Genomic DNA, 24,712 nt, shown 5'->3' with positions numbered 1-24,712 from the left:
GGTCTGTGCCTGGGCCTATATTCAATCAGGCTAAACCAGAGCACAGACAAAACTCAAGAGCAATTACTCAAACCCTCGGAGTTCACGCTTGCAGCAAGAAGGGAAGCACCCGCAAATCCAGAGTGTGAATACGGGCATCGGCAGCGGCGGCCAGTTTGGGTTTGGCATGAAAAGCGATACCAAAGTCGGCTCGCTGCACCATGGGTATATCGTTGGCACCATCGCCGATGGCGAGGCGTTGGCCGTCTTTAATACCGTATTCATCGCCAAGGCGACTGACCACATCGGCCTTGAAGTTGGCATCCACCACTGTGCCAGTCACTTCGCCCACCAGCTTACCATCGGCAATGACCAGCTCGTTGGCAAAGGCGGCGTCCAACCCAAGAGTCGCCTTGAGGTGCCCCACAAAAGGGGTGAAGCCGCCTGAGGCGACCACCAGCTTCCAGCCATGCCCCTTTAGCTCGGCCAGCATCTCGGTCAACCCGTCCATCAGCGGCAAGCGGGCGCACAGGGTATCGATAATACCGGCATCGGCACCGGCAAGCTTGGCCACCCGTTGACGCAGGCTCTGCTTGAAATCCAACTCACCCTGCATGGCCCGCTCGGTAACTTCGGCGACGGCTTCACCCACACCCGCCATGGCGGCAAGCTCATCGATACATTCAATCTTGATAGCGGTAGAGTCCATATCCATCACCAGTAGTCCCGGATGTCGCAGTGACGGCAGGGATTCGGTCACAGGCAAAACTTCAAGACCGGCTATGCCATCAAATGCGGCCGACAGATTACCCTCTCCCTTGGATACCAACTCCAGCCCGCTGAGGGCATTGCGTCTCACCAAGGGGGCAGCCGCGCAGTTAAGCTCTGCCAGACGAGCAAAAATCAGCTCCTCAGTTGCTTTGGTTGCCCACACCAATCGCACCCGCTCTCCTTGTGGCGCTTGCCCTTCTTCATACAGGCTCAATTGGCACTGACCGGAAGTCGCCAAAGCGTGAAGACGGTTTTGCAGCACATACTCAGAGGTGTTTTCCATGGGTGAGAGTTCTCCGGCTATCCGCTTTATGCCTTATCCTTTATGATTAGCTCAAAGCGTCAATTTTTAAGGGTCAAGGTGTTGTATCTTAAAGGACTAAAGAAAAGCCAGAAAATCAGCCGACTGCTGCAGATTGCCATTGCACTGGCGCTGCTGGCGGGGCTTGTCCAGCTGTGGCAGTCAAGCCTACTACAAGGCCAGCAGCTTCTGAAGTCCCAAACCGAAAAGATGGCAAGATTGTTGGTACAACAGACGGCCTATGGCGCTGCACCGGCGTTGCTGTTACAGAACGATGAACAGTTGCAGTGGCTAGCCACAGCCCTGGTGGAAGATCCCAAGGTGATGGCGGCAGCCATCTATGGCGAACAGGGCACTCGCCTCTCCTTCGCCCAGAGTTTGTCGTCCGAGTGGCTGGAGCCCGATTCTGAGGAGCTGAAAGACCTGCTCGCGCCTTTTCCTCCCTATGTAGAACCCGTAATGCAGGGAGACAGAAACCTGGGTTATGTCGAGGTACGCCTGGAACCCAAGTTGTTTTTGGCCGAGATTGAAGAAGCTCACAAACTTAATATGGAGCAGCAGCAAATTATGCTGTTGGTGGCGGGTTTGATTGGCATGCTCTTGTCTCGCTCTATGTCATTTAAGCGCGCCCACTTTGACCGACGCAAATTTAAAGCCAAACGCTTGCTTGCCACTATGACGGGTGAAAGACCGGAAGAAGTGATGCGCCCGATGGAAATGCAGCCGGAACAAGATGCGTCAGAGACGGAAAAAGCGTGTCAGGCCCTGGATTCGGCCGCGATGGCGGATTCAGAAATCAGCAACGCGACTAATACCGATAAAGAGGATGCTGCAGGTAAAGGCCGCTGAGAATGGCCGTCAACGCAGTAAATATAGGGATGCTGCAATGCAGGCTGAAGCAAAAGCATGTAAACAAAAAAGCTCCCGAGGGAGCCTTTTTCGTACCTGACAGGCTTTAGCCTGTCACAGATCCAGCATCAGAGGTTGATGGCCGCATCCAGGGTCATGATGATCATGTCGTTGAAGGTGGTCTGACGCTCATCAGAGGTAGTCTTCTCACCGGTACGGATGTGATCAGATACAGTTACCACACACAGCGCGCGGGCACCGAACTCGTGAGCCACACCGTACAGACCGGCGGCTTCCATCTCAACGCCCAGAACACCCATCTTCTCCATCACGTCGAACATTTCAGGATCTGGCGTGTAGAACAGGTCGGCAGAGAATACGTTACCAACGCGGGTCTGGATACCGTGAGTCTTGGCAGACTCAACCACGGCGCTCAGCAGGCTGTAGTCGGCGATGGCGGCAAAGTCCTGGCCCTTGAAGCGCAGACGGTTTACCTGAGAATCAGTACAGGCGCCCATACCGATGATCACGTCACGAACCTTAACGTCAGTGCTGATGGCACCACAGGTACCCACACGGATGAGGTTCTTCACGCCATAGTCTTTGATAAGCTCGGTAGCGTAAATAGAACAGCTTGGGATACCCATGCCAGAGCCCATCACAGAGATGCGCTTGCCCTTGTAAGTACCGGTGAAGCCCAACATGTTACGTACATCGGTAACCTGCTCAACGTTTTCGAGGAAGGTTTCGGCAATGTACTTGGCACGCAGCGGATCGCCCGGGAAAAGTACGGTTTCAGCAAATGCACCTTCTACAGCATTAATGTGTGGTGTAGCCATCTGTATAACCCCTGTATTTTTGATTAAGACTTAAGTCTTTGATAATAGGCGACTCAAAGGAAGTCGCCAAAACGAAACTTTTTCAGCAGACCTTAGCGGGCCGGCATGAATGACTCGCCATATTCCATTGCCGCCAACCCGAAGTAGCTGGCAATCGACTGACCAATATCCGCAAAGCTGCCGCGCTTGCCCAGTGAGCCTGCCTCAAGGCCGGCACCATAAGCCAATACAGGCACGAATTCACGGGTATGGTCGGTGCCCTGCCAGGTTGGGTCGCAGCCGTGATCGGCAGTGAGCAGCAGCAAATCGCCTTCTTCCAGCAGCGCCATCAGCTCAGGCAGACGGGCGTCGAAGTATTCCAGTGCCTTGGCATAACCAGACACGTCGCGGCGATGACCGTAGTGGGAGTCAAAATCCACAAAGTTGGTGAACACTATGGTGTTGTCACCGGCCTGCTTGATTTGCTCCAGTGTGGCATCGAACAAATCTTCAAGTCCTGATGCCTTCACCTTTTTGGTGATACCGCAGTGGGCGTAGATGTCAGAAATCTTACCCACACTCACCACTTCACCACCGGCTTGTTTGAGCTTATCCAGCACGGTTTTTGATGGTGGCTCAACCGCATAATCGCGACGGTTGCCGGTACGGGCAAAGTCACTTGGACCTGTGCCGACAAAGGGACGGGCAATAACACGGCCGATGTTGTATGGCTCCAGCTCTTCCCGGGCGATTTCACACAGGCGGTAGAGGTTCTCAAGCCCGAAGCTTTCTTCATGGCAGGCAATCTGAAACACGCTGTCGGCGGAGGTGTAGAAAATCGGCTTTCCGGTTTTCATATGCTCTTCGCCGAGCTCTTCCAGAATGGTGGTACCAGAGGCGTGGCAATTACCCAAAAACTCGGTCAAGCCAGCGCGCTCAAGAATTTTGTCGGTCAGTTCTTTCGGGAAAGAATTCTGATGCTCGCTGAAATAGCCCCACTCAAACAGCACGGGCACACCGGCCATTTCCCAGTGACCACTGGGCGTGTCTTTACCTGAGCTCAGCTCCTGACAGTGACCGTAAGCGCCAATGATATCAACGTTGTCGCCAAATCCAGGGGCAAATGCACCTGTCGCTTCTTTGGCAGCATGGGCCAGGCCCAGACGGCTTAAGTTTGGCAGCTTGAGTTCGCCTTCACGGCCGTTGTTGGCCTTACCCTCAGCGCACATTTGTGCAATGTGACCAAAGGTGTCTGACCCCACGTCGCCGAACTTGTCTGCATCATCGGCAGCACCGATGCCGAAGGAGTCCAGCATCAAAATAATGGTACGTTTCATAACTCTTCCCCTTACAGATCTTCAGCACGTACGTACTGATAGATCTCAGGTGTTTTTTCGGGTTGCTTGTCGCTGACAGTGATAGCCCCACGAACGGCCCTGGCGGCTTCTTCAAAAGCGGCCTCAGACTGGGCATGGATTACGGCAAGCGGCGTGTCTTTGTTTATTGGCTGACCAAGGGCACACACGTTGGACAAGCCTACACTGTAATCCAGTGCATCACCGGGCTTGCGACGGCCACCACCCAGAGTGACCACGGCAAGACCCAGCTCACGGGTCACCATACTATAGGCAAAGCCGTCACGTTCTGCGTACACGGGGCGTATTATGGATGCCTTGGGCAGATACTTATCGTAACTTTCAACGAAATCAGCAGGGCCGCCCAGGCCGGACACCATCTTGCCAAAAATCTCGGCAGCACGGCCGTTATCCAGCACTGTGTTGAGCTTGGTACGGGCATCGGCGTCATTGGCGGCCAGACCACCCAGCACCAGCATCTCGGCGCACAGGCCCATGGTGACTTCGTAAAGGCGAGGATTACGGTATTTTCCGGTCAGGAAATCCACGGCTTCTTTCACTTCCAGCGCGTTACCGGCGCAGGAAGCCAACACCTGATTCATGTCGGTGAGCAGCGCTGTGGTTTTGGTGCCGGCGCCGTTAGCCACGGCGGTAATGGAGCGCGCGAGTTCCAACGAGGCTTCGTAGGTCGGCATAAAGGCGCCGCTGCCTACCTTGACGTCCATTGCCAGCGCATCCAGGCCTGCGGCCAGCTTCTTGGACAGAATCGATGCGGTGATAAGTGAAATGGACTCAACTGTGGCGGTGTTGTCTCGAATGGAATAGAAACGCTTGTCGGCGGGCACCAGATCCCCGGTTTGGCCAATAATGGCAACACCGGCTTCTTTTACCACTTTGCGGAACAGCTCGCTGGAGGGCTCGGTTTGGTAACCGGGAATGGCGTCAAACTTATCCAGTGTGCCACCGGTATGACCCAGCCCCCGGCCCGAAATCATGGGCACATAACCACCACAGGCTGCGGCCATGGGGCCGAGCATCAGCGAAATCACATCGCCCACACCGCCTGTGCTGTGCTTATCAATAACAGGGCCGTTCAACCCCAGGCTATCCCAGTTGAGCACGGTACCTGAATCGCGCATGGCCGTGGTCAGCGCAATACGCTCGTCCATGGTCATGTCATTGAAATATACCGCCATACCCAGCGCGGCAATCTGTCCTTCGGATACGCTGTTGTCGGTAATCCCCTTCACAAAGAATTGAATTTCTTCTTTGCTGAGGGCCTCTGCGTTGCGTTTTTTGCGAATAATCTCTTGTGCCAGAAACATACTGCTGTCTCCAAGAATGTCGGTAGCTTTCAGTTTCTACCGACAATTCGTCCTCTGGAACGTCGAAACTGTAAAAATATTACAGACTCATATTAGCCAAAGTTAAATCGCTTCGTTTCGACGCGGATCACAAATCAGACCGGGGCTCAGTAGCCCTGGGCACCTTTAGGCGCATCGGCCAGTTCCAGTGTATGCAGCAAGCTGGACAGCAGGCTGGAAGCACCGAAACGGAAGGTTCGTGGGGTCACCCAGTCTTCACCAAGGATGCGAGCCGCAGTCCCCAGGAACTCGGCAGCCGCAGCGGCATCACGCACGCCACCGGCTGGCTTGAAGCCTACAGCACGGTTCTTTTCGGCAATCACGGTCAGCATGATTTCAGCGGCTTCCAAAGTGGCGTTAACTGGGACCTTACCGGTGGAGGTCTTGATGAAATCAGCACCGGCATCGATAGAAATTTCAGAGGCCTTGCGGATAAGGGCTGGATCTTTCAGTTCACCGGACTCGATGATGACTTTAAGAAGCACATCGTCACCACAGGCTTCTTTACAAGCTTTAACCAGCTCAAAGCCCACGGTTTCATCGCCTTCCATCAGGGCGCGGTATGGGAAAACCACGTCCACTTCATCAGCACCGTACGCAACGGCCGCGCGGGTTTCGAGCACAGCAATCGCGATATCGTCGTTACCGTGAGGGAAGTTGGTCACAGTGGCGATTTGGATGTCTTCGGCATCGAGTTCAATCAGAGTCTTGCGGGCGATGGGAATAAAACGGGGATAGATGCAGATAGCGGCGGTGTGACCAGCTGGAGTAACGGCTTTTTTGCAAAGCTCAATCACTTTTTCAGCGGTATCGTCGTCGTTCAGCGTAGTGAGGTCCATCAACTCAATGGCACGCTGGGCTGCTTTTTTAAGATCGCTCATAGTTGTTCTCCGAGACGTAATTCAAATGAAACAGAAATCTTGTCCTGGGCAACGCCGTGAGGTGGCAGGTTGTTGGAATAATTATGGCCGGGCCTTCAGGCGATGCCAGATGTCATGACGACATAGCTACAGGTATTCAGTGTCGATAATGTTTACCACGACTTGAATCCTTGAAGACCGGAAAGGGGAAACAGCGTGTTTCTGCTTTCCGCGAAAAATCCCTTTTAACGCGAGAGCTCACAAACCTTACTTAAACATGCTCTTTGGGATAAAACCATGCTTGAGTAAAGATTAAGACCTAAGCATTAAGCATGGAGCCGTGCAACGCACGGCTCCACAGTACAATTAGAAGTTGTACTTGGCAGTGAAGATAGCCGCATCGTGGTAAGCAGCAGTGCCCAGCTTGTGATCAGCATAGCGATACTGCAGACCGAAGGTCAGCTCTTGAGTGGCGTTCCACCACAGAGATACTGCACCGTTCTGACCGGTAGACTTCAGAGTGTACTGGGTACCGTTGCCACGGAACTGGTCTTCACGGGCGAATTCAGTTTCGTGCCAGTTGGTAACCATGAACTTCTGGCCACCCAGTTCGAAGTTGTAACCCAGAACCCAACCAGCCATGTAGCCGTTGAAGCCTGAACCAGCGAAGGTTTGGTTTTCGTAGTGTACGCCGAGGAATGGCTTGATCCAGAAACCTGAATCAGTGAACACGTCGTAGCTCACACCCACAACCAGGTTCTGGTCGAAGAAACCTTCGCCGGCAACAGTCAGGCTGTACAGGTGAGAGTAAACGTTCCAGTTGCTGCTACCGATGTTGGCAGCGATAGAACCTTTGGCAGCGATACGGAAAGAGTCAGTAACTGGGTTACCGCTGAAGTCACGCTCGCTCTTGTTGATGTTTTCTGGGTTTTCCAGATCGACGAAGCCGTATACGTCACCCCAAGAGTAACCAGCACCGCCTTCGATTTCGAGGTATACGAAATCTTCTTTGGCGCCACCGTAACCACCATTGGAACGCTCTTCAGCTTTGGCAGTCCAATCCAGGTAGTTAACAGACATGTTAGAGAAGCCGTAGAACTGTTCAGCTTGAGCGGCACCGGTAGACAGAGCAGCAAAAGTAGCGGCGGCAACAGCCATCATTTTAACGTTTTTCATCATCAACCCCATTTATCTAGGTTTACTGCTCGAGGCAGCGTTTTTATTTTGCCCGGGTATTCTACCTTGCCCGTGCGAAAGCACAATATCATTGGCAGAAAACACGAACATTAAATTCTTATTTGTGAACAACGTCGTGAAACGACCCCTTAGCCCAATTAACCATTTTTACAATTGGTTTACATCAAGCCCCATCGCTCTGTATCACAGTGATGGATAAGTTTCAGACGATTCGTTGGAAAATGGTTGTATTAACAGGGGCCCCGATATCAGGGCCCCTCTGCGCGATTAAATCGCCAGGAACAGACCTGCCAGAGTCGCACTCATCAGGTTAGCCAGAGAACCGGCGATAACGGCACGGATACCCAGCTTGGCCAGATCGTGGCGACGGTTAGGCGCCATCGCTCCCAGACCACCCAGCAGAATAGCGATAGAAGACAGGTTAGCGAATCCACACAGAGCGAAGGACACGATAGCCTTGGTACGGTCAGACATAGCAGCACCAGTCTCAGCTACCACGATACCGCCGTCAGCGATGTCTTTCAGGTAAGGAGCGAAGTTCAGGTAAGCAACGAACTCGTTCACAACGATCTTCTGACCGATGAAAGAACCGGCAACCAACGCTTCGTTCCATGGAACACCGATAAGGAATGCCAGTGGCATGAAGATGTAACCAAGGATCAGCTCGAGGGTCAGACCTTCAACACCGAACCAGCCACCTACGCCACCGATGATACCGTTGATCATGGCAATCAGACCCACGAAGGCAATCAGCATCGCGCCTACGTTCAGAGCCAGGTGCATACCGGAAGAGGCACCAGCTGCGGCAGCGTCCAGAACGTTGGCTGGCTTGTCAGGATCTTCTGGCAGCTCATCCATTTCGTTCTTGGTATTTTCAGTTTCAGGGTGCATCAGCTTGGCCATCAACAGACCACCAGGAGCAGCCATGAATGATGCAGCTACCAGGTACTCAATCTTAACGCCCATAGAGGCGTAACCGGCCAGTACAGAACCCGCGATAGAAGCCAGACCGCCCACCATGATGGCGAACAGTTCAGACTGAGTCATGGTTGGGATGAATGGACGTACTACCAGAGGCGCTTCTGTCTGACCTACGAAGATGTTCGCAGTAGCAGACATGGACTCTGTACGGCTTGTACCGAGAGCTTTTTGCAGACCACCACCGATGATACGGATGACCCACTGCATGATGCCCAGGTAGTAAAGCACAGCAATCAAAGAAGAGAAGAAAATGATAACTGGCAGCACGTTGATGGCGAAAATGAAGCCAACTTTGAACTGAGCCAGATCACCGAACAGGAAGTTGATACCGTTCTGACCGTAACCGATAACGGCAGATACACCGTCAGACACAGTCTTCAGGATGTCTTTACCCCAAGGTACATACAGAACGAAGCCACCGAAGGCAGCCTGAATAGCCAGCGCACCACCAACGGCACGTACACTGATCGCCTTTTTGTTATTGGAAAGGAGGAAACCTATTCCAAGTAGGACTGCAACGCCTACCAAGCTCATTAATATACTCATTAACCATCACCCTTTTGTTAACACTTTTTAGTTATGTTGTTAACCAACCTATTTCCGAGCAAGATTATACCTTAGCCCTTGCTGAAAATCGTCGTTTTGATCAAATTTTTGAACTTAAATTTCAAATGCTTAGCAACAATAAACATTGCGACAAACACCTGTTTAAGTGAAAAAACCTATAGCTCAAACAGTTGCGACACATTGCTTAACAGTCGTTCTGATATTAGAACATTGGATTTTTTTTGCAAATGGGCCATTTTGGTGACAATTTGACCAATTAAAAGGGGAGAATTACGACTTCCTCTAGCACTTTTGGGTGCCATTGAGGGCGAATCTGTCTCGCAAATGAAACTTTCTATCGGTAATGTTTCAACAACTTTATGCAGCTTTTTTGCATCCTCATTCAACAATAAGCCACCAATCCCCAGTAGATATCCCAGCTCAATATAGCGCTTGGCTACTTCAACGCTGCCATAAAAACCATGTATCACACCGCGGCGGGGTAACGAATGACTGGAAAGCAGGGAAATCAGTGGTTCGTGAGATTTAACGCTATGGAGAATAACCGGCAATTGATGTTTGCTGGCAAGCAACAACTGGGCTTCTAACGCCTGCAGCTGCCATTGCCAGTTATTATCGCGGATCTTATCGAGACCACATTCACCCACAGCAACCAACTTCTTATCACTGCGGTGGCGGTCCAATCGTTCTGATAAATCGTCTATGGCGCTCTGCCAATTGGCATCCACATACCAGGGATGCAGACCCAATCCATAAGAACAGGCATATTGATGGGCAACCTGAAGCTGCCTGTCCCAATGGGCAGGAGAAACACCGGGAATAATGCAGCTCGAGATGTTAGCCTTTGACATGGCCGCAAACACTGCGTCTCGGTCGGAGTCAAACTCAGGAAAATCCAGATGTGCATGGCTGTCAATGAGCCTCAGGGATGCCGTCAAAGGTTTTTCCTCCGGTACTCATGATGAAGTAATTCTTGTAGTCAGATAAGCGCAGTAAATCAGCCCTCTAAAACCTTATTCACTGCTTCTGTCACTCTTTGCAGTGTTTTTTGTCAGGCACTCGTCAGATGCGACCGTGACATGGGACATCCCTGAATGTTCTGCCCCGGAATGTCTTGCGCGCTTTGACGCGAGTTCGGGCTCTTCCAACCTGGGGGCACAGCAGCGTCGATTTTCCGGTGTCAGTCCCATGCGGTCACACCAATCCGTATACGCTTTCCAACCACGCTTTATCCAGGACAACATACTCACCTCCAGACAACAGGCAATAAAAAAGGCGGGTATCCCCGCCTTTTGGTTCCGCGATTAATGCTCGCGGGTCTTGGCAAACTGAATGTCGGGATAACGTTCCATCGACAGATTCAGATTAACCATAGTGGGGGCAATGTAAGTGAGATTGTCACCACCATCCAATGCCAGATTGGTGGAACACTTACGTTTGAATTCTTCCAGTTTACGCCCATCTTCACAATAGACCCAACGCGCTGTCGCCACGTTGACCGCCTCGTAGATAGCTTCAACGTTATATTCGGACTTGAGGCGGGCAACTACCACTTCAAACTGCAGCACCCCCACAGCCCCAACGATAAGATCGTTGGTGTCCAGCGGGCGGAACACCTGTACGGCACCTTCTTCAGAAAGTTGTACCAGGCCCTTAAGCAGCTGCTTTTGCTTCAACGGATCTTTCAGACGAATACGGCGGAACATTTCAGGTGCAAAGTTGGGAATACCGGTGAACTTGAGATCTTCACCCTGGGTAAAGGTATCACCAATCTGGATGGTGCCGTGGTTGTGCAGACCGATAATATCGCCCGCAAAGGCTTCTTCGGCGCGCTCACGATCACCGGCCATAAAAGTCACGGCATCTGAGATGTTCACGGTTTTGCCAATGCGCACGTGCTTCATCTTCATGCCCTGGGTGTACTTGCCCGACACTATGCGCATAAAGGCGATACGGTCACGGTGCTTGGGATCCATGTTGGCCTGAATTTTAAACACGAAGCCCGAGAACTTGTCCTCCCCGGCTTCCACGGTGCGCTCGCTGGTCTCACGTGGCATGGGTGCAGGCGCCCATTCGGTCAAGCCATCAAGCATATGGTCTACACCAAAGTTACCCAGGGCGGTACCGAAATAAACCGGTGTCAGCTCACCACTCAAAAACAGTTCCTTGTCGAACTCATTGGAGGCGCCGCGCACCAGCTCCAGCTCTTCACGCAACTGCTCGGCAAAGTCACTGCCAACAGCAGCATCCAGATCCGGATTATCCAGGCCTTTTACAATGCGCAGTTCCTGAATGGTATGGCCATGGCCAGTCTGATACAGGATGGTTTCATCACGGTGCAGGTGATAAACGCCCTTGAACAATTTACCGCAACCAATAGGCCAGGTGATGGGGGCGCAGAGGATGTTAAGCTCTGTCTCCACCTCGTCGAGCAGCTCCATGGGATCGCGGATATCACGGTCAAGCTTGTTCATAAAGGTCACGATGGGCGTATCACGCAGACGGGTGACTTCCATCAGCTTGCGGGTACGGTCTTCCACACCCTTGGCGGCATCAATCACCATCAAACAGGAATCTACCGCCGTCAGGGTACGGTAGGTATCTTCCGAGAAGTCTTCGTGACCTGGGGTATCGAGCAGGTTCACCAGGCAGCTGTTGTAAGGAAACTGCATCACAGAGGTGGTAACCGAAATACCCCGCTCTTTTTCCATTTCCATCCAGTCAGACTTGGCATGCTGACCGCTGCCCCGCCCCTTTACAGTACCGGCGCTTTGAATGGCGCGGCCGTGCAACAATACCTTTTCGGTAATGGTGGTTTTACCGGCGTCCGGGTGAGAAATAATGGCGAAGGTGCGGCGCGAAGCCACTTCGGCAAGCAATGTATTTGACATGGATAGCTTTCTTTCAAGTAGCGTCGCCGCCCGAAGGCGGCGACTCGAATGGCACTAAATTGGGGGGTATTTTCGCCTAAATTGGCCTTGAGTACAACGACAGCGCTTAAGGCTTGTCAATTGATGTCTGAGCCTGCTCGGCCATACGTGCCAGTTCGACCCTGGCATATCTGTGTTCGACAAAGTCGTAGATGTTGGTCGCCAGCGCTAAACGGAAGTAGTTGGCAGCAGCATCTTTGTTGCCCAACGACTCTTCCGCCTTGGCAACATAGAAGTAAGCCTCACACAACCTTTCGGCGTATTCACGCGGATGGTTAAGGCCAAGTTTCGCCTTTTCAAACAGGGCTTTTTTGCTCACATTACCCAAATAAAAATCGGCGATGGCGGCGGCCCAGTCATCTTTTAGCAACTGCCTGTGTTCGGCAAGATTCTTCAGCGCATTCTGTCGGTCAAGCTCGGTATCAATTAAATAATACCAAAGCGCCCGGTAACCATCCGAGGGGTCGCGTCTTAAGAACATGTCCATATCACTGACGGCCAAATCGCTGCGCTCACCATAGTAAAGGGCGATACCGCGGTTCAGATAGGCATAGTCATAATTGGGTTCAAGCTCGAGTACGGCATCAAAGGCTTCGTAAGCATTATCGAAATCGCCTTCCTGGGTGTAATAAATACCCAGAAAATTATAAGCATCAGCGATATTAGGCAGGATTTTCAGTGCTTGATGGAAATCGAGTCGCGCCATCAACCTCAGCCCCAGAGTATCGTAAAGCACGCCGCGCTCGTAATAAACCCGAGCCAATTGCTCTTCGTTGAGGTCCATGGTGGAAAGTACTTCGTTCAGCCGAGCAAGGCTGACTTCGTGCTTGTAGTCCGGCAACAGAGGGGCCACTACCAAGCGACCATCTGCATCATTGAGCGAGGTGTTGCCACTGGTCGACGCACAGCCGCCAGACATCATACTTGCCCCAATCAGGGCCGACACCAACAATGTTCTGAGTTTTAGCTCCATCCAACTCTCACCTTTCGACCTTAGAAACCCTAATGGGCCCTGTGTCGCTCCATCATAGCAATCCATACTGTAGCCCGCCATCAGCCATTGATATTTATTATAAATTGTCCGCCCGGTTTTCACTGTCCAATAAAAAAGGAGACCCTGAGGTCTCCTTTAATTAACCGTTATGGCTATCTGTTATTCGGCAGCAGGTTCTTTAACCTGAGCTTCCTTGATAGACAGACGCACACGACCCTGACGATCCACTTCCATGACCTTCACGGTCACTTCCTGGTTCAGTTGCAGGTGGTCAGATACGTTGGCTACACGCTCATCGCTGATTTGCGAGATGTGTACCAGACCATCTTTGCCGGGCAGGATGTTCACGAAGGCACCGAAGTCAACGATACGGATAACCTTACCTGTGTACAGACGACCCACTTCCACTTCTGAGGTGATTTCCTCGATGCGGCGGATAGCTTCGCGGGTAGCGTCGCCATTGTTAGAGGCAATCTTCACAGTACCGTCATCTTCCAGCTCGATGGTGGTACCGGTTTCTTCAGTCAGCGCACGGATAACGGCGCCGCCTTTACCGATAACATCACGGATCTTCTCTGGGTTGATCTTGATGGTGGTGATACGTGGCGCGAAGTCAGAGATATCTGGACGGGCACTACCGATGGCCTGGTCCATCACGTTCAGGATGTGAACGCGGGCGCCGTAAGCCTGCTGCAGAGCGATTTCCATGATTTCTTTGGTGATACCTTCGATTTTGATGTCCATCTGCAGTGCAGTAACACCATCACGGGTACCGGCTACTTTGAAGTCCATGTCACCCAGGTGGTCTTCGTCACCCAGGATGTCAGACAGAACCACGAAGTTGTCACCTTCCTTCACCAGACCCATGGCAATACCGGCCACAGAAGTCTTGATAGGTACACCGGCATCCATCAGCGCCAGAGAGGTACCGCACACAGAGGCCATGGAAGAAGAACCGTTGGACTCAGTGATTTCAGATACCACACGTACAGAGTATGGGAACTCTTCGGCAGATGGCATTACCGCGTTGATACCGCGCCATGCCAGCTTACCGTGGCCGATTTCGCGGCGCTTTGGCGAGCCAACCATACCGGTTTCACCCACAGAGTATGGAGGGAAGTTGTAGTGCAGCATGAAGCGATTGGTGCGCTCGCCCATGATGGAGTCAATCTTCTGGGCATCACGCTCGGTACCCAGAGTACAGGTTACCAACGCCTGAGTTTCACCACGGGTGAACAGGGCAGAGCCGTGGGTACGTGGCAGTACACCTGCCATGACAGACAGGGCACGGATCATGTCTGGCTCACGGCCGTCGATACGTGGCATGCCAGCGATAATGCGGCCGCGAACGACGTTCTTCTCCAGGCTACCCAGCAGATCGGCAGCTTCACGTACGTTCACGTCAGGATTGGCTTCCTGCAGCTTGGCGATAGTGGCTTTCTTTACTTCACCAACGGCTTCGTAACGTTCTTGCTTGGCCATGATCTGGTAAGCCGCAGTCAGGCCTTCTTCGGCCAGCTCTTTGATTTGTGCTACCAGGGCTTCATTTTTAACAGGTGCAGTCCAGTTCCAACGTGGCTTACCGGCTTCGGCAGCAAACTCGTTGATGGCATTGATAACAACCTGCTGCTGGTCATGACCGTACACTACGGCACCCAGCATGACTTCTTCTGGCAGAGATTTGGCTTCAGATTCCACCATCAGTACGGCGCTCTGGGTACCGGCAACCACCAGATCCAGTTCGCTGCCAGCCAGTTCAGCGGCACCTGGGTTCAACACGTATTCGCCATTCACATAACCCACGCGGGCAGCACCCAGAGGACCGTTAAATGGAATACCTGAAATCGCCAGGGCAGCAGAAGTACCGATCATAGAAACAATGTCCGGCTCAATCTGAGGGTCTACCGAGACCACTGTGATGATGACCTGTACTTCGTTGGTAAAGTCATCAGGGAACAGGGGGCGGATTGGACGATCGATCAATCGGGCAATCAGAGTTTCGTCTTCAGATGGACGGCCTTCACGCTTAAAGAAGCCACCGGGGATCTTACCAGCTGCGTAAGTTTTTTCCTGGTAGTTTACGGTAAGTGGGAAGAAGTCACGGCCTGGGTCTGCTTCCTTCTTGCCCACAACGGTAACCAGTACAGTTGTGTCGCCCATGCTTGCCATTACGGCACCATCGGCTTGACGAGCGATTACGCCTGTTTCCAGAGTGACTGTATGCTGACCATACTCAAAACTTTTTACGATAGGATTCACGTGACCCATTCCTTAATTAATGACCTTGAAATACGCGCGTAAGTATACTGCAAGTCAAGTAGATAGTTAAAGAGTGGAATCTGGTGACAAATCTTTAACTTTTCACTACAGTGGCTTTTATCGGACTGGCGAAATCCGTCCCTGAACGGACCTGCCCTAACGCTTCTATTAGCCCGGAAACTGATTGATGGCGATTCGGTTCAAATCACTTACCTGGAAACAAACCAATCTCGTTGTCTTCACAGCGCTGTTTTTTGCTGTTGCGATTTTTATCATCGAGCTGGCTCTAATGGTAATGTCGACCCGGGAAGCCCTGACCTCCAGCCAGCAGGAACTGCTTGATTCGGTTGAACAACCTGCAGCCAATGCCGTGTGGGCGTTAGACGACAACCTCGCCCGCCAAACTCTTGAAGGGGTGCTCAAAGTCGAACATGTGGGCGCCTCGGTTATCGAACTGGACGATGGTTCGATGTTCGTCTCAGTCACCAACGGCAAGAACACCTACTCAAATTTTTTTAATAGTTTAAGTGAAGAACTCTTCGGGGATTTACGGGAAATTTCCCGTCCTTTGTACCGCCCTTTTTACTTTGAAGGCTCAAGACAACAGCAATTGATTGGTAGCCTGACCATCTTTTACGATACCCAGGAGCTGGCCAATACCCTGTTCGGCCAGTTGAAAGTGGGTTTTTTGGCAACCCTGGCGCGAGCACTGTTTCTGACGCTGGTATTGTCCATCGTGTTTCACCGCTTTCTCACTCAGCCGATTGCCCGAATAAGTGAAGCCATCGACAAGATTGAGCCCGAGTCACCCGATGAAAACCTGCTGCCTATTTCAGACGCCCACAAGGACGACGAACTCGGCTTGGTAAGCACCAAGCTGAATCAAATTCTGCTGCAATTCGGCCAGACACAAAGCAAGCTGCGTAAGATGGCGACCAGAGACCCCCTCACCGGCCTGCCAAACCGTACCTTGCTGCTTGAGACCATAGCAGTGACCATACAGCGCGCCAGGGTTCACAAGCGTTCATTCACCCTGCTGTTTATCGACCTGGACCGTTTTAAAAACGTCAACGACTCCCTGGGCCATGCTCTGGGCGATCAGTTTCTTGCCCGTATCGCGCGGCTACTGGAGCGGGTGGTGGGCGATAAAGGCACGGTTGCGCGCCTCGGTGGTGATGAGTTCGTGATCCTGGCGGACGAAATCCACTGCGCCGATATGGCAGCAGACTTTGTAGATAAGCTATTGGTCCAACTCAACAACCCAATCCAGCTTGGTGATCACTCCATCCACCCTGCTGCCTCTGTGGGGATATCCCTCTACCCTGAAGATGGCAACAGTGCGGAGGACCTTATCCGACACGCCGATATCGCCATGTACAGCGCCAAGGCCTCCGGCTCGAACCAGTGGGCCTTCTTTAAACAGCAAATGACAGAGCGTGCTGCCGTGCGCTTACGCACTGAAGCGTCTTTGCACGATGCGCTGAAAAACGACGAGTTTGTCCTGCACTTTCAACCCAAGCTGGATTTGACCACAGGTAAAGTCATGGGCTGCGAGGCACTTATCCGCTGGCAAAAAGATGGCCGCCTGATAAGCCCCATGTCGTTTATTCCAGTCGCCGAAGAAACCGGCATTATCGTTCCCATAGGCCGCTGGGTATTGGAGCAAAGCTGTAAAACACTGCGCCACTGGCAAAAGCAGTACAACTTTGCCATTCCCATCGCAGTCAATGTGGCATCACAGCAATTTGCCGATGCCAGCCTGGTGCCCGACATCAAGCAGATGGCGCTACGCTATCAAATATCACCAGATTTACTGGAAATCGAAATTACCGAAACCTCATTGATGAGCGACGTCGAAACGGCTATCAGCAAACTGGAGCAGCTTAAAAATGCCGGTTTTGGTATTGCAGTAGATGACTTTGGTACCGGCTACTCGTCGCTTTCTTACCTGCGACACCTGCCGATTACCACCATGAAGATTGACCGCTGCTTCGTGACCGACCTGCCCAACGACAGTGCCATCGCTTCGACCATCCTGATGCTGGGGAAACAGCTGGATCTTCGTATTGTCGCGGAAGGTATTGAGAATGAACAGCAGCTGCAGTGGTTAAAAACTGCCGGGTGCGGTATCGGTCAGGGCTTTTACTTCAGCCCGCCATTACCCATGGAAGAGTTTGAAGAGAAATACATTCGTTCACAGACAGCAGAAATACAAAACCTCCACGGTTAACCAATAAAAGCTGATCCCAAAAACGAAAAAAGGAGGCAAATGCCTCCTTTTTTCTTGCTTCGCTGGATTAGCGACGCAGACCCAGCTTCTGGATCAGAGCGTTGTAACGCTCATTCTCGGTGCGCTGCAGGTAAGACAGCAGCTTACGACGAGAGCTAACCATACGCAGCAGACCACGACGTGAGTGGTGATCGTGAATATGAGTCTTGAAGTGATCCTGCAGGTGGTTGATCTGAGCAGTCAGCAGAGCTACCTGAACTTCAGTTGAACCAGTGTCGTTTTCACCACGGCCAAACTCAGCCAGGATTTTTGCTTTAGCTTCAGTACTTAGTGACATGAATATCTCCAAAATATCAGTAAATTGTCTCAGCCGATCACTAACTCAGCCAAGAAGACGCGATATTTTAGCCACATTCGACTGCCGTAGCAACCGCTTTAGGCTTCATCGTCGTAAAAGACAACCAGGCGCTTGGGCGCCAGCAGGCCATCGTCATTGATGGCGCCCACACCAACGAACCGTCGCGCCTCACCAAGGGTAATACGCAACAGGCTATCGCTGGACACGCCTGCGACGCGCACCGGGTTACCGTTCATCAAATAAGGCGCAACCGCATCCGGAATATTGACCTCCGGAAAATTGGCGACAGCGGTATCCATCGGCAGCAGCAGCGGGTCGAGCAAGGTCTTGGGTTCAACGCCCTCCTTTTCAGCCTGCTCCAGCAATGCTTCAAGCGCTTCGATGGTCACCATACGCTCGTAGGGGTAACCGGCGACGGCGGTGCGTCGGAGCATAATCACATGGGCGCCACAGCCAAGCTTCTCACCGAGATCGTCAATGATGGTACGTATGTATGTACCCTTGGAGCAGTGAATATCCAGCGTCAGCTCATCACCTTCAAGCTTGATGAAGTTAAGCTCGAACACTGTGATGGGTCTGGCTTCCCGCGGAACTTCCTTACCTTCACGGGCATACTTATACAGGGGCTGGCCCTGATACTTAAGCGCCGAAAACATCGAAGGTACCTGCAGGGTATCACCACGGAAACTGTCCAAGGCAGCATCCAGCGCTTCCTGGGTGAAGTTTAATGGCCGCTCACTGACCACTTCGCCGTCGGAATCGCTGGTGTCAGTGCGCTGACCAAGCTTGGCAGTAACCAGATAACGTTTATCCGCATCCAGCAGGTGCTGAGAAAACTTGGTTGCCTCACCCAGGCACACGGGTAACATGCCGGTCGCCAGAGGATCGAGCGCGCCTGTATGGCCTGCTTTGGACGCATTGTAAATGCGCTTAACCCGCTGCAGGGCATGATTGGAACTCATGCCCGTGGGTTTATCCAGCAGGACGATACCGTCGATATTGCGCCCTTTGGTGCGTCTTGCCATCAGTCTTCCTCGCGCTGCCCTTCCTGGGGTTCATCGCCAATGTGACCTTTCTTGGCCTCATCGTCACGAATGACCTTACTCACCAGGTTTGACATGCGCATACCTTCAACCAGAGACGCATCGTAGATAAAGCGCAGCTCAGGCATGACCCTAAGCTTCATGCGACCAGCCACCAGAGTACGGGCATAAGGTGCAGCCGTATTCAGGGCTGCCAGCTTGGCTTCGATAACTTGAGGATCTTCCTCGAAAAAGGTCACGTATACTTTGGCGTGGCTCAGATCGCGGGATACATCCACGTCATTGACGGTTACCATGCCGATGCGAGGATCTTTCATGTCCCGCTGCAGTACAAAGGCCAGCTCCTGTTGCAGCTGCTGACCGATGCGGCGGGTACGACTAAATTCTCTTGCCATGATTACTTACCATAAAATCAACAAGGGCGGCCTGAGCCGCCCTTTTTTGGTTGTTAGAGTGTTCGTGCGACTTCGATAGTTTCGAACACTTCAATTTGATCGCCTACGCGAACATCATTGTAGTTCTTAACGCCGATACCACACTCCATGCCGTTGCGGACTTCGTTCACGTCGTCCTTAAAGCGGCGCAGAGACTCCAGCTCACCTTCGTAGATTACCACGTTCTCACGCAGTACACGGATTGGCGCGCTGCGCTTCACGATACCTTCAATCACCATACAGCCGGCGATAGCGCCAAGCTTAGGCGACTTGAACACGTCACGCACTTCGGCCAGACCAATGATCTGCTGCTTGAACTCAGGTGACAGCATACCGCTCATGGCAGACTTCACTTCGTCAATCAGGTCGTAGATCACGCTGTAGTAACGCAGATCAACGGCTTCAGATTCAATGGTCTTACGGGCCTGGGCGTCGGCACGTACGTTAAAGCCAACCATGATGGCGTTGGAGGCTGCAGCCAGAGTCGCGTCGGTTTCGGTCAGTGCACCTACACCGGAAGCAATGATGTTCACCTTCACTTCATCGGTAGACAGCTTACGCAGCGAGTCGGTAATGGCTTCCAGAGAACCCTGTACGTCGGCCTTGAGCACGATGTTGAGTTCCTGCACTTCGCCTTCGGTCATGTTGGCAAACATGTTCTCGAGCTTGGACTTTTGCTGACGCGCCAGCTTCACATCACGGAACTTGCCTTGACGGTACAGGGCCACTTCACGGGCTTTACGCTCGTCACGCACCACAGTCGCTTCGTCACCGGCAGAAGGCACACCTGACAGACCGAGAATCTCCACAGGAATAGATGGACCGGCTTCCATAATTGGGCGACCGTTTTCATCTTTCATGGCACGGATCTTACCGTACTCGAGACCACACAGAACGATGTCGCCCTGACGCAACGTACCTTCCTGAACCAGAACGGTCGCTACCGGACCACGGCCCTTGTCGAGCTGAGATTCGATAACCACACCAGCCGCCATACCATCGCGGACAGCTTTGAGTTCGAGAACTTCAGCCTGAAGCAGGATAGCTTCCAGCAGTTCATCAACGCCCTGACCAGTCTTGGCAGACACGTAACAGAACATGTTCTCTCCGCCCCAGTCTTCTGACATTACGCCATGCTGAGACAGTTCGTTCTTCACGCGGTCGATATCGGCTTCTGGCTTGTCCATCTTGTTCACAGCCACAATCAAAGGCACATTACCGGCCTTGGCGTGCTGGATAGCTTCGATGGTCTGTGGCATTACGCCGTCGTCGGCGGCCACAACCAGAATAACGATGTCAGTTGCCTTGGCACCACGGGCACGCATTGCGGTAAAGGCCGCGTGACCAGGGGTATCCAGGAAGGTGATCATGCCGTTATCGGTTTCTACGTGGTAGGCACCGATGTGCTGCGTAATACCACCGGCTTCACCAGCCGCAACCTTGGTGCGACGGATGTAGTCGAGCAGCGAGGTCTTACCGTGGTCAACGTGACCCATGATGGTTACCACAGGAGCGCGAGGCTCAAGCTTGGTGGTACCTTCATCGTCACGATCTGCCAGAACCTGATGCTCCAGCTCGTTTTCACGCAGCAGTACAACCTTGTGACCCATTTCCTCAGCAACCAGTTGGGCAGTTTCCTGATCCAGTACCTGGTTGATGGTTACCATGGAGCCCATCTTCATCATGGCTTTGATGATTTCGGTGGCCTTGACTGCCATCTTCTGCGCCAGCTCGGCCACAGTCACAGTCTCACCAATGCGCACATCACGGGTCACAGCGGCCACTGGCTTGTTAAAGCCGTGTGCCATGGACTCGGGAGTGCTCTTGTATTTCATGTGCTTCTCACGACCTTCGCGAGCGTCTTTACCACCACGCTTGCTCTTGGTCTGAGTCTTGTTACGGTTGCGACGGCCGCGTTTTTCATCATCCAGGTCGGCACTGTCTTCAGCGGCACGGGCTACCTTGGAAGTGGTTACATGGTGATCGCCATAACGCTCAGCCTCGATACGACGACGCTCTTCTTCAGCCCAACGAGCGGCGTTTTCTTCAGCCAACAGACGCGCCTTTTCTTTGGCAGCGGCTTCTTCCTGGGCAGCCTTGCTCTTGGCAGCTTCTTCCTGCTGCGACTTCAGGCGAGCAGCTTCAGCCTTGGCTTCTTCTGACTCAACTGGCTTTGGTTGCTCTTTGGCAGCACTGGCGCTGGCTTTTGCTTTGGCTTCGGCTTCAGCCTTGGCTTTTGCCTTGGCTTCTGCGTCTGCTTTTGCCTTGGCTTCGGCCTCAGCTTTAGCCTTGGCTTCGGCTTCGGCTTTTGCCTGGGCTTCGGCTTGAGCACGGGCTTCTTCTTCAGCCTTCAGGGCTGCTTCGTTACCGTCACGCTTCACGAAAGTACGCTTCTTGCGCACTTCCACTTTCACGTCTTTAGACTGTCCACCACCGCTGGACACGCTAAGCGTAGACACAGTCTTACGCTGGAGTGTCATCTTGGTTGGCTGGGCGTCAGCGCCGTGTTGCTTCTTCAAAAAGTCCAGCAGTTGCTGCTTTTCTGATTCAGACACAGTGTCAGCTTTGGCCTTCTTGATACCGGCCTGGGCAAACTGTTCAATAAGTCTGTCAACAGTTTTACCGACTTCTGTGGCTAGTTTCTCTACCGTAATTTCCGTCATAGGTTACCTCCCCTGTTGATCGACTTAAGACTCTTCGCCAAACCAACAGATGTTACGGGCAGCCATGATCAGCGCACCGGCTTTCTCTTCTGTCAATTCTTCTATTTCGATCAAATCATCAATGCCTTGTTCGGCCAAATCTTCCAGCGTCACTACACCACGGCTTGCAAGTACAAACGCGAGGTGGCGATCCATGCCTTCAAGATTCAGCAATTCTTCACTCGGCTCTGCACCGTCCAGCGCTTCTTCAGACGCCAACGCACGGGTAGAAATGGCCGCTTTGGCGCGCTCACGCAGCGCTTCAACGATGTCCTCGTCGAAGCCATCGATTGCCAAGAGTTCGGCAACCGGTACATAAGCCACTTCTTCCAGTGAGGTGAAGCCTTCATCGGCCAGCACCTGAGCAAAATCTTCATCTACATCCAGTGACGCCATAAACAGCGCAACCACCTTGGCACTTTCTGCCTGGTGCTTGGCATTCATGTCTGCCACTGTCATCACGTTCAACTCCCAACCGGTCAGTTGAGTGGCCAAACGCACGTTCTGACCATTACGGCCAATAGCCTGGGCCAGAGAATCAGCTTCCACGGCGATGTCCATAGAGTGGTTATCTTCATCCACGATGATAGAAGCCACATCGGCTGGCGCCATGGCGTTGATCACGAATTGCGCTGGGTTATCGTCCCACAGCACGATATCCACGCGCTCACCACCGAGTTCGTTGGACACGGCCTGAACACGGGCACCACGCATACCCACACAGGCGCCGATAGGATCGATGCGACGGTCGTTAGACTTCACAGCAATCTTGGCGCGGCTGCCTGGATCACGGGCAGCACCCATCACCTGGATCATCTCATCTGCGATTTCAGGCACTTCCACACGGAAGAGCTCAATCAGCATTTCAGGCTTGGTACGGGTCAGGTACAACTGAGCACCGCGGGCCTCAGGACGCACAGCATAGAGCAGTGCGCGAACGCGATCGCCTGGACGGAAAGATTCGCGGGCAATCAGGTCTTCTTTGTACAGCACGCCGTCGGCGTTGTTGCCCAAATCCACAATGACACTGTCACGATTGCTCTTCTTCACCACGCCAGTGATGATTTCGCCTTCTTTGTCGTAAAACTGTTCAACAACCTGAGCACGTTCGGCTTCGCGCACTTTTTGCACGATAACCTGCTTGGCAGTTTGGGTAGTGATACGGTCGAAAACCACAGACTCGATTTCGTCCTCAATAAACTCGCCCACCTGGATTTCAGGATTTTCATATTGGGCGGCTTCGAGGGTGATCTCACGGTAAGGATTTTCCAGCGCTTCGCCGTTATCCTCTACCACCATCCAGCGACGGAAGGTTTCATAGTCACCGGTCTTGCGATCGATGGCTACACGAACGTCGATATCACCTTCGTACTTTTTCTTGGTTGCCGTGGCCAGAGCTGTCTCCAACGCCTCGAAAATCTTTTCACGCGGAACGGCTTTCTCGTTTGAAACCGCCTCAGCGACCAGCAGAATCTCTTTATTCATTGTCTTGCCTCGTTCACCTTGAAACCATCAAAACTTCGCAATAATGTTGCCTTTGCGGATATTGTCCAGGGCAACGACCAATGTCTTGCCATCGACTTTGATGGTCAGCATCTGGCCTTCAACCTTGTCGATAACACCTTTCAAGTTCCGACTGCCTTCAACAGGCATGGTCAGTTGTACTTTTACATCTTCACCCACATAGCGGGCGTATTGGGCTGCGTTGAACAGCGGTCTGTCCAGCCCAGGAGAAGACACTTCGAGAGTGTATTCGTTGGAAATTGGGTCTTCCACATCGAGGATTGCACTGATTTGGCGACTGGCATCAGCACAGTCGTCAACGGAAATACCCTGCTCGCTGTCGATATAAACACGCAGGATTGAATGCTTTCCTGCCTGCACGTATTCAATGCCCCACACCACATAGCCAGCGGCTTCGACAGCCGGTGTCAGCATTTCTGCCAGTCTGGTTTCCAATGTCGCCAAAGTGACCCCCGAAAAAACAAAAAAGGGCTATAAAGCCCCAGTAACTGTACCGCAAAATACTGCGGTGGATCTGAAAGTCCATATAACAAAAAACCCCGTAATAACGAGGCCATTGCTTATAAGAACCTGTTTACAGTAGCGAATTCTTCCATAAATTCGAAACTGGGAGCTGGTTGCGGGGGCCGGATTTGAACCGACGACCTTCGGGTTATGAGCCCGACGAGCTACCATGCTGCTCCACCCCGCGTCAACTGCTGCAAGTATATTGACTTAGCAACTTACTTGCAATGATTGCCACCTGTTTAACTGGTTACAATCATTTTAATTGGTGCCGAGAGCGGGACTTGAACCCGCACGTCCGTTAGGACACAGCCACCTCAAGGCTGCGCGTCTACCAATTTCACCACCTCGGCTAATCTTGCTTTTTAGTCAGGAATTTTGGTTTCTGACTTTTCGGTTTGCTGAACTTCCTCTGCAGTAGGTTCAGAACCGATGTTGTTCCATTTATCTTCCTGCTTGATGTGGTTCGCACTCAGGTTGCCAATGATCAGGCTTAGAGTGAAGAAGGCCACAGCCAGGATTGCAGTGGAACGGGTCAAAAAGTTGCCTGAACCACTGGAACCAAACAGGGTGCCTGAAGCGCCTGCGCCAAATGACGCACCCATGTCAGCCCCTTTACCTTGCTGGATGAGAACCAGACCAATCAGGCCAAGTGCAACCAACAAGTAGATAACTATCAGTACTTCGTACAT

General features: G+C 52.4%; 20 protein-coding genes and 2 tRNA genes. 2 read left to right on the top strand and 20 right to left on the bottom strand.

Annotation, left to right across the window (positions count from 1 at the left end; translation table 11 throughout):
- Positions 1 to 82: 82 nt before the first annotated feature.
- Complete coding sequence (serB, locus tag SAMA_RS05110) at positions 83 to 1,033, bottom strand: phosphoserine phosphatase SerB (protein WP_011759094.1); 951 nt, start codon at positions 1,031 to 1,033, stop codon at positions 83 to 85.
- 78 nt (positions 1,034 to 1,111) lie between these two features.
- Here serB and SAMA_RS05105 point away from each other — a divergent pair, with 78 nt between their 5' ends.
- The gene (locus SAMA_RS05105; RefSeq protein ID WP_086015241.1) at positions 1,112 to 1,900 is read left to right on the top strand and encodes an AhpA/YtjB family protein; all 789 of its coding nucleotides are present in this window, start codon (positions 1,112 to 1,114) and stop codon (positions 1,898 to 1,900) included.
- Between the two features lie 128 nt (positions 1,901 to 2,028).
- On the opposite strand, the gene deoD is transcribed toward SAMA_RS05105, so the two are convergent.
- From deoD to pnp, 10 genes are all read right to left on the bottom strand, one after another.
- Positions 2,029 to 2,739 carry a purine-nucleoside phosphorylase gene (gene deoD / locus SAMA_RS05100; protein ID WP_011759092.1) on the bottom strand — a complete coding sequence of 237 codons (711 nt, stop codon included), beginning with the start codon at positions 2,737 to 2,739 and terminating at the stop codon, positions 2,029 to 2,031.
- Between the two features lie 92 nt (positions 2,740 to 2,831).
- The gene (locus tag SAMA_RS05095) at positions 2,832 to 4,055 is read right to left on the bottom strand and encodes a phosphopentomutase (RefSeq protein WP_011759091.1); all 1,224 of its coding nucleotides are present in this window, start codon (positions 4,053 to 4,055) and stop codon (positions 2,832 to 2,834) included.
- 11 nt (positions 4,056 to 4,066) lie between these two features.
- Positions 4,067 to 5,398 (bottom strand): thymidine phosphorylase, encoded by a 1,332-nt coding sequence (gene deoA / locus SAMA_RS05090; protein WP_011759090.1) that lies wholly within the window; start codon positions 5,396 to 5,398, stop codon positions 4,067 to 4,069.
- A 146-nt stretch (positions 5,399 to 5,544) separates the two neighbouring features.
- Positions 5,545 to 6,318, bottom strand: a complete 774-nt coding sequence (gene deoC / locus SAMA_RS05085) for a deoxyribose-phosphate aldolase (RefSeq protein WP_011759089.1) — start codon at positions 6,316 to 6,318, stop codon at positions 5,545 to 5,547.
- Between the two features lie 345 nt (positions 6,319 to 6,663).
- On the bottom strand, positions 6,664 to 7,476 hold the full coding sequence (locus SAMA_RS05080) for a nucleoside-specific channel-forming Tsx family protein (RefSeq protein WP_157608304.1): 813 nt from the start codon (positions 7,474 to 7,476) through the stop codon (positions 6,664 to 6,666).
- Between the two features lie 285 nt (positions 7,477 to 7,761).
- Positions 7,762 to 9,021 (bottom strand): NupC/NupG family nucleoside CNT transporter, encoded by a 1,260-nt coding sequence (locus SAMA_RS05075; protein WP_011759087.1) that lies wholly within the window; start codon positions 9,019 to 9,021, stop codon positions 7,762 to 7,764.
- Between the two features lie 176 nt (positions 9,022 to 9,197).
- A complete protein-coding gene (locus SAMA_RS05070) occupies positions 9,198 to 9,980 on the bottom strand; it encodes a TatD family hydrolase (protein WP_011759086.1) in 783 nt (260 codons plus the stop codon).
- 366 nt (positions 9,981 to 10,346) lie between these two features.
- Positions 10,347 to 11,933, bottom strand: a complete 1,587-nt coding sequence (prfC, locus tag SAMA_RS05065; RefSeq protein ID WP_011759084.1) for a peptide chain release factor 3 — start codon at positions 11,931 to 11,933, stop codon at positions 10,347 to 10,349.
- A 106-nt stretch (positions 11,934 to 12,039) separates the two neighbouring features.
- Entirely contained in the window at positions 12,040 to 12,945 is a 906-nt protein-coding gene (gene nlpI, locus SAMA_RS05060) for a lipoprotein NlpI (RefSeq protein WP_011759083.1), read from the bottom strand.
- A gap of 180 nt (positions 12,946 to 13,125) precedes the next feature.
- Positions 13,126 to 15,225 carry a polyribonucleotide nucleotidyltransferase gene (gene pnp / locus SAMA_RS05055; RefSeq protein WP_011759082.1) on the bottom strand — a complete coding sequence of 700 codons (2,100 nt, stop codon included), beginning with the start codon at positions 15,223 to 15,225 and terminating at the stop codon, positions 13,126 to 13,128.
- A gap of 187 nt (positions 15,226 to 15,412) precedes the next feature.
- On the opposite strand from pnp, the gene SAMA_RS05050 reads away from it, so the two are divergent.
- Entirely contained in the window at positions 15,413 to 17,455 is a 2,043-nt protein-coding gene (locus SAMA_RS05050; protein ID WP_011759081.1) for a putative bifunctional diguanylate cyclase/phosphodiesterase, read from the top strand.
- Between the two features lie 67 nt (positions 17,456 to 17,522).
- On the opposite strand, the gene rpsO is transcribed toward SAMA_RS05050, so the two are convergent.
- From rpsO to secG, 9 genes are all read right to left on the bottom strand, one after another.
- Positions 17,523 to 17,792 carry a 30S ribosomal protein S15 gene (rpsO, locus tag SAMA_RS05045; RefSeq protein WP_011759080.1) on the bottom strand — a complete coding sequence of 90 codons (270 nt, stop codon included), beginning with the start codon at positions 17,790 to 17,792 and terminating at the stop codon, positions 17,523 to 17,525.
- Between the two features lie 98 nt (positions 17,793 to 17,890).
- The gene (gene truB, locus SAMA_RS05040) at positions 17,891 to 18,838 is read right to left on the bottom strand and encodes a tRNA pseudouridine(55) synthase TruB (protein WP_011759079.1); all 948 of its coding nucleotides are present in this window, start codon (positions 18,836 to 18,838) and stop codon (positions 17,891 to 17,893) included.
- Positions 18,838 to 19,251 carry a 30S ribosome-binding factor RbfA gene (gene rbfA / locus SAMA_RS05035; RefSeq protein ID WP_011759078.1) on the bottom strand — a complete coding sequence of 138 codons (414 nt, stop codon included), beginning with the start codon at positions 19,249 to 19,251 and terminating at the stop codon, positions 18,838 to 18,840. The genes truB and rbfA overlap by 1 nt, the downstream gene beginning before the upstream one ends.
- 53 nt (positions 19,252 to 19,304) lie before the next feature.
- Positions 19,305 to 21,953, bottom strand: a complete 2,649-nt coding sequence (infB, locus tag SAMA_RS05030; protein ID WP_011759077.1) for a translation initiation factor IF-2 — start codon at positions 21,951 to 21,953, stop codon at positions 19,305 to 19,307.
- Positions 21,954 to 21,977: 24 nt separating this feature from the next.
- The gene (gene nusA / locus SAMA_RS05025; RefSeq protein ID WP_011759076.1) at positions 21,978 to 23,477 is read right to left on the bottom strand and encodes a transcription termination factor NusA; all 1,500 of its coding nucleotides are present in this window, start codon (positions 23,475 to 23,477) and stop codon (positions 21,978 to 21,980) included.
- Positions 23,478 to 23,504: 27 nt separating this feature from the next.
- On the bottom strand, positions 23,505 to 23,960 hold the full coding sequence (rimP, locus tag SAMA_RS05020) for a ribosome maturation factor RimP (RefSeq protein ID WP_011759075.1): 456 nt from the start codon (positions 23,958 to 23,960) through the stop codon (positions 23,505 to 23,507).
- Positions 23,961 to 24,130: 170 nt separating this feature from the next.
- Positions 24,131 to 24,207 (bottom strand) — tRNA-Met (locus SAMA_RS05015).
- 79 nt (positions 24,208 to 24,286) lie between these two features.
- Positions 24,287 to 24,373: transfer RNA gene (locus SAMA_RS05010), tRNA-Leu, on the bottom strand.
- A 12-nt stretch (positions 24,374 to 24,385) separates the two neighbouring features.
- Positions 24,386 to 24,712 (bottom strand): preprotein translocase subunit SecG, encoded by a 327-nt coding sequence (gene secG / locus SAMA_RS05005; RefSeq protein ID WP_011759074.1) that lies wholly within the window; start codon positions 24,710 to 24,712, stop codon positions 24,386 to 24,388.

Source organism: Shewanella amazonensis SB2B (assembly GCF_000015245.1).
GTDB lineage: Bacteria > Pseudomonadota > Gammaproteobacteria > Enterobacterales > Shewanellaceae > Shewanella > Shewanella amazonensis.
The sequence above is the reverse complement of the archived record's forward strand: the minus strand, read 5'-3'. Positions and strand labels throughout refer to the sequence as shown.